A 7,932-nucleotide genomic window follows, 5' to 3' on the forward strand; every position below is an offset into this window, starting at 1 on the left:
TATCTGGTGAGCACAACCGAAATCCCTAGCCCAGCTGGAAGGGTCGAGCGCCCCTGGGGTTGGTATGAATCCCTGGCCAGCGGCGAGCACTATCTGGTGAAACGGCTCCTGATTCGCCGCGGCCAGCGGCTCAGCTTGCAGCGACACCAGCACCGCTGCGAACACTGGGTCGTAGTGGCAGGCGATGGCCAGCTGCAGGTGGCCGATGAACTGATCGCCGCTGCCGCGGGAACCAGCGTGTTCATCCCCCAGGGGGCCCTGCACCGGGCCAGTGGCGGCCATGGGGATTTGGAGATCGTCGAGGTGCAGCGGGGCGAGTGGCTCAGCGAAAACGACATCGAAAGGCTGGCCGACGATTTTGGGCGGATCTGATCTGCTGGACGGTCAGAGGACGCTCAGGGGACGGCCAGGGGGGACGGCGATGGTGATAAAGTGTGGATCCAGCCTTTTTCAAGGGCAGGGCAGTTTTATTAATTTAATTGCGGGCAAGTAGCACTGAAAGGTTTGAACAAGTTGGCTAGCCGCGTGCGCGCCTGCTCGGGATTATCAACTCAGTAATCGTTGCCTTCATTGGGTTTCTGCCGGCCTGCGTTGAAGGACTTTCCCAGCCAGAGCTTTCCCAAGCCCTGCTTCACCAGGCCCAATTAAATCCAGTGACTGAAAATTCCAGCGGCAGCAGTTCACCCTGCTCCGCCGACCTTGACGCGGCTGCCAACCCAGCCGCAGCCGTCAATCTCTCTGCAGACCAGGGATTTGGCTGCTTTGGTTTTGGCTCCGAACTCCTCCAGGCCCTAGAGGCAATTGGCTACCGGGAGCCCTCGCCGATCCAGAAGGCAGCCATCCCCGAGCTGATGCTCGGCCGCGACCTGGTGGGTCAGGCCCAGACCGGCACTGGCAAGACGGCGGCCTTTGCCCTGCCCATGTTGGCCCGCCTCGATCCGGCCGAGCGCAAGCCCCAGGTGCTGGTGCTTGCCCCAACCCGGGAACTGGCCCTGCAGGTGGCCGATGCCTTCAACAGCTACGCCTCCCAGCTGAATGGGGTTCGCACCCTGGCAATTTACGGCGGCGCCGATTTCCGCGACCAGATTCACCAGCTCAAGCGCGGTGTGCAGATTGTGGTGGGTACCCCTGGCCGGGTGATGGATCACATGCGCCAGGGCACCCTGGACCTCTCCAATCTGCGGGCCCTGGTGCTCGATGAGGCCGATGAGATGTTGCGCATGGGCTTCATCGACGATGTCGAATGGGTGCTGGAACAACTGCCGGAAAAACGCCAGGTTGTGCTGTTCTCCGCCACCATGCCTGCCGAAATCAGGCGCATATCCCAGAAGTACCTCAACAGCCCGGCCGAGGTCACGATCAGGCAGAAAGCTGCCGATGCCAGCCTCATCCGTCAGCGCTTTCTGATGGTGCATGCGCCCCACAAGCTGGCCGCCCTGGAGCGCGTACTCGAAGCCGAAACAAGTGAAGGCGTCATTGTCTTTGCTCGCACCAAGGCGATCACCATCACCGTGGCTGAATCCCTGGAGCAGCATGGCTACGACGTGGCAGTGCTCAATGGCGATGTGCCCCAGGCCCAGCGGGAACGCACGATCGAACGGCTCAAAAGCGGCCAGGTGGATGTGCTGGTGGCCACCGATGTGGCGGCCCGCGGGCTCGATGTCGAGCGCATTGGCCTGGTGATCAACTACGACATCCCCTTCGATGCGGAGGCCTACGTGCACCGCATCGGCCGCACCGGCCGGGCCGGCCGCACCGGCGACGCCATCCTGTTTCTTACCCCGCGGGAGCGTCGCTTTCTGGGTGGGCTGGAGCGGGTCGTGGCCAAACCGATCGCAGAGATGGAGGTGCCCAGCAACGCCACCATCAACCAGAACAGGCTTGACCGCATGCGGGCCAAGCTCACCGGTTGCCTGCAGACCCCCGAGAGCAGTGAGCAGGAAAGGGCCCTGCTGAGCGAAATTCTGCAGCGGGTGGCCCAGGAGCAGGGTTCCAGCCCCGAGCAGTTGGCCCTGGCGGCCATGGAGCTGGCCCTGGCCGGCAAACCCCTGCTGCTCCAGGGTGAGGAAAATTTCCATCAGGTGCGCCAGAACGGTCCGGGCCGCGACGGTGGCCGTGATGGCGGCCGGGATCTGGGCGTTGGGCGTGAGGGGGGGCGGGACCGCGGGCGTGGCGAGCGGCCTTCGGGTCCGCCGGAAGATCACATGGAGCGCTTTCGCGTCGAGGTGGGCTGGCGAGACCGGATCAAGCCAGGCAACATCGTGGGTGCCATCGCCAATGAAGCGGGTCTGAATGGTCGTTCGATCGGCCGAATTCAGATCTTCGACACCCACAGCACCGTCGACCTGCCCAAGGGAATGCCCGAAGACGTGTTCCAAGGCCTGCGCCAGCTGCGGGTCATGAACAAACCGCTGCAACTCTCGCGACTGCAGGGCTAAGGGCAAGGTCGGGGCTGCTCCCACCATTCCACCCACCATGCGTCTTCCCCTGCTGCGATTGGCCCCCCTTGGCTTGCTCCTGCTGGGGCTGGTCGCCAGTGGGAGCGAGAGTCGGGCTGCCAGCCTGGCTGAGGTGGTGAAGGCCTTTTGTCTCTCTGCCTATCAGGCCGATCTCAAGCAACAGGGAAAAGCCCTTTCGCTGGCCCTGATCGATCGCACCTGTGACTGTGTGGGCGGAAGGGTCGCCCAGGGAAGTGACGTGGAAGACGCCAACGAGGCCTGCGGGCGTCCGCCGGACCTGCGCTCGGTGAGGACGTCCTCACCGCAACCAGGTCCAGGGCCCATCAACTAAGCGCAGAGCCTGGTGACGCTGCCAAGGCCCAGGCTGGAGAGCTCGGCCGTGGGTAGCCGTTCGACGGCGGCGATCAAAGAGCACTGGGTGGAAGCACTTTCACTGCTAACCAAACTCTGCAGCAGGTCAAAGCGATCCTGGATTGCCAATTCGCCATCTTCGCGCCAGGCGAGGCTCCAGGGGACAGGGGCGTGCATTTTGGGGCTCCCACTGAATCAGGATTCGCTGACAATGGAGCACGATCGGGGCCTTGGTCGGCTGGCTAAATGGTCTCTTCAGAAGCGCTTCATAATTCTCCATGAAGCCTGGCTCCGGCGGGCCTAGTTGAGCCGCCGGTCGGTAAAATAGAAAAGATTCGCAGGCGTTCGGCCTCGATCAGGCGCGTCCAGCAACCACTGGCGCACCCCGAGAACCGCAGCATCTCCCGAATCAGTTCCAGGAATTTGCTCCGTTAATGACCATTTACGTTGGCAACCTCTCGTTTCAAGCTGAGCGCGAGGATCTGCTTGATCTCTTCGGCCAATACGGAGAGGTGCGCCAGTGCAGCCTGCCCCTCGACCGGGAAACCGGCCGCAAGCGCGGCTTTGCCTTTGTTGAGCTGGCCGATGACGCAGCCGAACAAAAGGCCATCGACGATCTCCAGGATGTCGAGTGGATGGGCCGCATGATCCGCGTCAATAAAGCCACCCCCAGGGAAGGGGGCGGCGGTGGCGGCGGCGGTAACCGAGGTGGTGGGGGCGGCGGAGGCGGTGGTGGCGGCTATGGCGGCGGCGGTAACCGCTGGTAAGCCCCCTGCCCCCTCGCCCAGCCCTGGGCCGGCTGATCAAAGCCCTGCGTCCCTATCGCCTCCGGCTGGTTCTGGCGACGGGCTGCTCGGTTTTGAACAAGCTCTTCGATCTGGCGCCTCCGGTGCTGATCGGCCTGGCGGTGGATGTGGTGGTCCAAAAGGACACCTCCTGGCTGGCCCGCTTTGGCACCACCACCGTGCCCAGCCAGCTGGGGCTGCTGGCGGTGCTCTCCTTTGTGATCTGGAGCGCCGAGTCGAGCTTCGAATACCTGCAAGGGTTGCTCTGGCGCAACCTGGCCCAGAGGCTGCAGCACCAGCTGCGACTTGAGGCCTACGACCACCTCCAGCAGCTGGAGATGGGCTTTTTTGAGCTGGGCAGCAGTGGCCGGCTGATGGCGGTGTTGAACGACGACATCAACCAACTGGAGCGCTTCCTCGACCATGGCGCCAACGAGATCCTGCAGCTGATCACCACCGTGGTTGTGGTGGGTGCCGCGATGGTGCTGCTCTCGCCTGACGTTGCCGGGGTGGCGTTCATTCCGATTCCATTGATCTTCTGGGGTTCCCTGCATTTCCAGCGGCGGCTGGCCCCCCTCTATGCGGCAGTGCGGGCGCTGGCTGCCGACCTGGCCAGCCAGTTGGGCAACAATCTCGGCGGCATGTTGACGATCAAGAGCTATTCGGCCGAGCGCTGGGAGCTGGCTCGGCTGGAGCGGCTGAGTGAGGCCTATCGCCAGGCCAACCGCCGCGCCATTCGTCTTTCGGCCGCCTTTGTGCCCCTGATCCGCTACGCCATTTTGTTTGCCTTCATCGCCATTTTGGTGATTGGTGGTCTGCAGGCCTGGCGCGGTGAGATCGCTACGGGCAGCTACGCCTTCCTGGTGTTCATCACCCAGCGGCTGCTCTGGCCGATCACCACCTTGGGCCGCACCCTCGACGACTACCAGCGGGCCATGGCCTCCACCAACCGGGTGCTGGACCTGCTCGATACCCCGATTGCGATCCCCAGCGGCGAGCGGCCCCTGCCCCTGGCCGCGGTGCAAGGGGCGCTGAGCTTTGCGGGGGTGGACTTTGCCTATCGGGACCGGGAAGGCCTGCTCACCAACTTCTGCCTGGAGGTGCCGGCTGGAAGCACGCTCGGCATCGTCGGGGCCACGGGGTCGGGCAAGAGCACCCTGGTGAAGCTGGTGCTGAGGCTCTACGAGATCCAGGCAGGCAGGATCTGTCTCGATGGGATCCCAATTCAAGAGCTGCGCCTCGACCACCTGCGCCGCGCCATTGCGCTTGTGAGCCAGGAGGTGTTTCTGTTCCCTGGGACCGTGGCCGAGAACATCGCCTACGGCAGTTTTGACGCAGGGCGGCCGGCCATTGAGCGGGCAGCGCTGCTGGCCGAGGCCGCCGCCTTCATTGAGGCCCTGCCCCAGGGCTACGACACCGTGGTGGGGGAGCGGGGCCAGCGCCTCTCCGGCGGCCAGAGGCAGCGCATCGCCCTGGCTCGCGCCATCCTCAGGAATCCCCCGGTGTTGATCCTCGATGAGGCCACCGCCGCGGTTGACAATGAAACCGAAGCAGCGATCCAGCGCTCCCTCGAGACAATCACCGCCGGGCGCACCACCCTGGTGATCGCCCACCGCCTTTCCAGTGTGCGCCATGCCGATCGGATTGTGGTGATGGATCGGGGCCGAATAGTTGAAAGTGGACGCCACGAAGAGCTGGTCGCCCTGGCCGGCCCCTATGCCAATCTCTGGCGCGTGCAGGCAGGCCTGCGCAGCGGTGAGCCCCTGGGTCCGTAGGGCCCTGATCGTGAAATAGCTTTTGGGGGATGAGACCCACCCAGAACCATCGACCCCGCAGAAGGGGTAGGCGCGCTTCCCTGTTGCTGGCGATCGGAATTGGGCTGGGCGGTGGCCTGCTGCTGGCCGCGCCGCTCTCCCAGCTGCTCTCCGATGCGGGCTCGGGCCGGAACCCCGCCATCACCAATCCGTTTGCGGCCTGGAGCGGCATCACCAACCAGGACATCCTGCTGCTCGGCACGGATGTGGGGGGCGGGAACACCGATGTGATCGCCAGCCTGCGCGTCGATGGCGGCATTACCCGGATCACCCAGGTGCCCAGGGATACGTATATCGAAGCGGAGGGGTATGGCCCCCACAAGATCAATGCCCTCTACAGCCTCGGGGGAACAGATCTGCTCAAGGGAGAACTCTCCCGCAAATTGGGACGACCGATCACCCATCACGTGGTGGTGAATTTGTCGGCGATCAGGTCTATGGCCGATGCCCTGGGCGGCATCGAGGTGGACGTGCCCAAACGGATGTTCTACAGCGATCACAGCCAGGGGCTCTACATTGATCTGCAACCAGGGCCCCAGACCCTCAAGGGTCGTGACCTAGAGGGCTTCCTGCGTTTTAGACATGATGAGATGGGTGACATAGGTCGGCTGGAGCGTCAGCAGCTGGCCCTGCAGGCCCTGTTTCGCAAACTCACCCGACCCGAGCATCTGGTGCGGTTGCCGGTGCTGCTGGCCGCCGCGGGAAAAAACCTGAAAACCGATCTGGGCCCGATGGAGCTTGGCGGCCTGATCACCGCCATGGGCACGACCCAGCTGGAGACCAAGCGGCTGGGTGGTCGCCCCTTTTATCGCAATGACATCAGCTACTGGGACGCGGAGTGGCCCCAGCCCGCTCCAGAGGGCTCAGCAGAGAACGTTGGCGATAGCGGTGGCGAAAATGGTCGCTATCGATTCCTGTTTTGATCGCCATCTTGGCCAGGTTCGCCGTTGCTGCGCTGGGACAGGGTGATCAGGGCCAGAACCAGGGCCACCCCGGCAAGTAAGGGGGTGGAGGCGGCCACGGTCACCCCGAGGGCAGCCGTAAACCAGATCGAAGCCGCACTGGTGAGTCCGCGCACCTCAGGCAGGCCCCTCTTGTCAGCAGCAGGGGGCACGAGGATCTCGCCCGCCCCCAGGAAGCCAATGCCGGTGGCGACCCCCTGAATCACCCGGCTGCGGGCCTGGGGGTCGTCACCGGCCGCCAGCACCATCAGACAGGCACTGAGGCCCACCAGCACATGCACCCGCAGGCGATTGGGATGGCTGGTATTGCCATGGTGGGCGCGGTTGATACCCACAGCCAAGCCGCACAGAACCGCCAGGCCCAGGCGCAGCAGAATCTGCAAGTCCGGGGTGAAGGGCAATGATCCGGGTCCAACCACCCCCATCATCGATCGCGCTGGACAGGAACGCCAGAATCACCACAAGGCTGTGACCCCACTCCCGCGTGCTGAGCCACCCCGCCCTGCGCGCAGCCATCAAGATCGGCCTCGCCGCCGCCCTCGCCGGCGCCTGGGCGCTCAGCTTCCGCGACGTGCGCTTCATCTGGTACCCGCTGTTGGCGGTGGTGATGTGCATGGACGAGACCGATACCCGGGTGATGGCCGCGGCCCGGGGCCGGGTGCTGGGCACGATCGGCGCCGGCGTGGTCAGTTTTCTGGTACACACCCTGCTGGATGGCTGGGTGGGACTGACGGTGTCGTTGCTGGTGGTTGTGCCCCTGCTGCGGCTGATGCGCTGGCAGGCCGGCCTGGCCACGGGAATCGTGATGTGCTCGATGCTGTTCCTGGTGGCCGATTACGCAGAGCTCAACTGGATCTATGTGCTGAACCGCACGGCCGACACCCTGGTGGGTGTGGTGGCCACCCTGCTGGTGAATGCCCTCTTCTGGCCCATCAACCGGCTTGCGGAGATGGGCCAGCTGGACAGGCAGCTGCGCAGCGTTCTGGGCCACCGCCTGGAGACGATCCGCCGCCAGCTCAAAGATCCGGTGGCCGGTGAATGGCGGGCCAGCCAGCCGATCGTGGGCAGTCGCCTCTGCCAGCAACTCAACCAGCTGGTGAACGACGAGTTGCGCAGCAACCCAGGGGGCGCCGCCCAGCGGCAGCACTGGCGCCAGCGCAGCCTGCTCTGGGAGCGCATCAACCACCACAGCCTGCAGCTCCAGCGTCTCGGGCAGCTGCTCCCCCAGGGGGCCCTGGCGTCGGCCGCGACACCTTGGCTAGAGCGGCTGCCGGCACTGCTCGGCCCAAACCCGACGCCCGAGGTCCTGGGTCTGCCGGAACGGCAACGCCTCCCGGACCTCGCCCAGGCTCAGGGACTTCCCCCCCTGCTGTTGCTGGCCCTCGACGATGAGCTGCAACGGCTCACCCGCAGTGCCCAGAGCCTGGCCCTGGCCAGCCGAGGGGATGGGGGCCGGCCATGAACGCCTCACCCCTGATCACACGAACCGACCTGCGGATGGCCCTCACCGCCGGGCTCTCGGCTGGATTCGTGATCATGCTCGGCCTTCCCGATCCGTTCT

The 7,932-nt window shown here is 64.7% G+C and carries 9 protein-coding genes; 7 read left to right on the plus strand and 2 right to left on the minus strand.

The annotated features are described in order from the left end of the window. The first annotated feature begins 6 nt into the window (after window positions 1-6). The 3 genes from KBZ15_RS00545 (at window position 7) to KBZ15_RS00555 (ending at window position 2,790) form a co-directional block, all read left to right on the plus strand. Complete coding sequence (locus tag KBZ15_RS00545; RefSeq protein WP_254931955.1) at window positions 7-372, plus strand: phosphomannose isomerase type II C-terminal cupin domain; 366 nt, start codon at window positions 7-9, stop codon at window positions 370-372. Between the two features lie 281 nt (window positions 373-653). Further along, on the plus strand, window positions 654-2,438 hold the full coding sequence (locus KBZ15_RS00550; RefSeq protein ID WP_255012521.1) for a DEAD/DEAH box helicase: 1,785 nt from the start codon (window positions 654-656) through the stop codon (window positions 2,436-2,438). A gap of 37 nt (window positions 2,439-2,475) precedes the next feature. Beyond that, a complete protein-coding gene (locus KBZ15_RS00555; RefSeq protein WP_254931340.1) occupies window positions 2,476-2,790 on the plus strand; it encodes a hypothetical protein in 315 nt (104 codons plus the stop codon). Here KBZ15_RS00555 and KBZ15_RS00560 read toward each other — a convergent pair. Then, window positions 2,787-2,987, minus strand: coding sequence for a hypothetical protein (locus KBZ15_RS00560; RefSeq protein ID WP_254931339.1), 201 nt, complete (start codon window positions 2,985-2,987; stop codon window positions 2,787-2,789). The genes KBZ15_RS00555 and KBZ15_RS00560 overlap by 4 nt on opposite strands. Window positions 2,988-3,244: 257 nt before the next feature. Here KBZ15_RS00560 and KBZ15_RS00565 point away from each other — a divergent pair, with 257 nt between their 5' ends. The 3 genes from KBZ15_RS00565 to KBZ15_RS00575 are packed head-to-tail and all read left to right on the plus strand — an operon-like array spanning window position 3,245 to window position 6,332. Further along, the gene (locus tag KBZ15_RS00565; protein WP_255012523.1) at window positions 3,245-3,577 is read left to right on the plus strand and encodes an RNA-binding protein; all 333 of its coding nucleotides are present in this window, start codon (window positions 3,245-3,247) and stop codon (window positions 3,575-3,577) included. Beyond that, complete coding sequence (locus KBZ15_RS00570) at window positions 3,571-5,370, plus strand: ABC transporter ATP-binding protein (RefSeq protein ID WP_396123362.1); 1,800 nt, start codon at window positions 3,571-3,573, stop codon at window positions 5,368-5,370. Before KBZ15_RS00565 ends, KBZ15_RS00570 begins: the two co-directional genes overlap by 7 nt. Window positions 5,371-5,399: 29 nt before the next feature. After that, window positions 5,400-6,332, plus strand: coding sequence for an LCP family protein (locus KBZ15_RS00575; protein WP_255012525.1), 933 nt, complete (start codon window positions 5,400-5,402; stop codon window positions 6,330-6,332). Here the strand turns inward: KBZ15_RS00575 and KBZ15_RS00580 are convergent. Then, entirely contained in the window at window positions 6,314-6,772 is a 459-nt protein-coding gene (locus KBZ15_RS00580) for an MgtC/SapB family protein (protein WP_255012527.1), read from the minus strand. The genes KBZ15_RS00575 and KBZ15_RS00580 overlap by 19 nt on opposite strands. Window positions 6,773-6,855: 83 nt before the next feature. Between KBZ15_RS00580 and KBZ15_RS00585 the strand changes: the two genes are divergently transcribed. Further along, a complete protein-coding gene (locus KBZ15_RS00585) occupies window positions 6,856-7,833 on the plus strand; it encodes an aromatic acid exporter family protein (protein WP_255012529.1) in 978 nt (325 codons plus the stop codon). Window positions 7,834-7,932: the final 99 nt, after the last annotated feature.

It is taken from the genome of Cyanobium sp. BA20m-p-22 (assembly GCF_024346275.1).
In the GTDB taxonomy this organism is placed as follows: Bacteria; Cyanobacteriota; Cyanobacteriia; order PCC-6307; family Cyanobiaceae; genus Cyanobium_A.

Bases quoted from the DNA above. Each gene is read 5' to 3' on its own strand.
- KBZ15_RS00555 (WP_254931340.1), top strand. From the start codon at position 2,476: ATGCGTCTTCCCCTGCTGCGATTGGCCCCCCTTGGCTTGCTCCTGCTG.
- KBZ15_RS00560 (WP_254931339.1), bottom strand. From the start codon at position 2,987: ATGCACGCCCCTGTCCCCTGGAGCCTCGCCTGGCGCGAAGATGGCGAA.
- KBZ15_RS00565 (WP_255012523.1), top strand. From the start codon at position 3,245: ATGACCATTTACGTTGGCAACCTCTCGTTTCAAGCTGAGCGCGAGGAT.
- KBZ15_RS00575 (WP_255012525.1), top strand. From the start codon at position 5,400: ATGAGACCCACCCAGAACCATCGACCCCGCAGAAGGGGTAGGCGCGCT.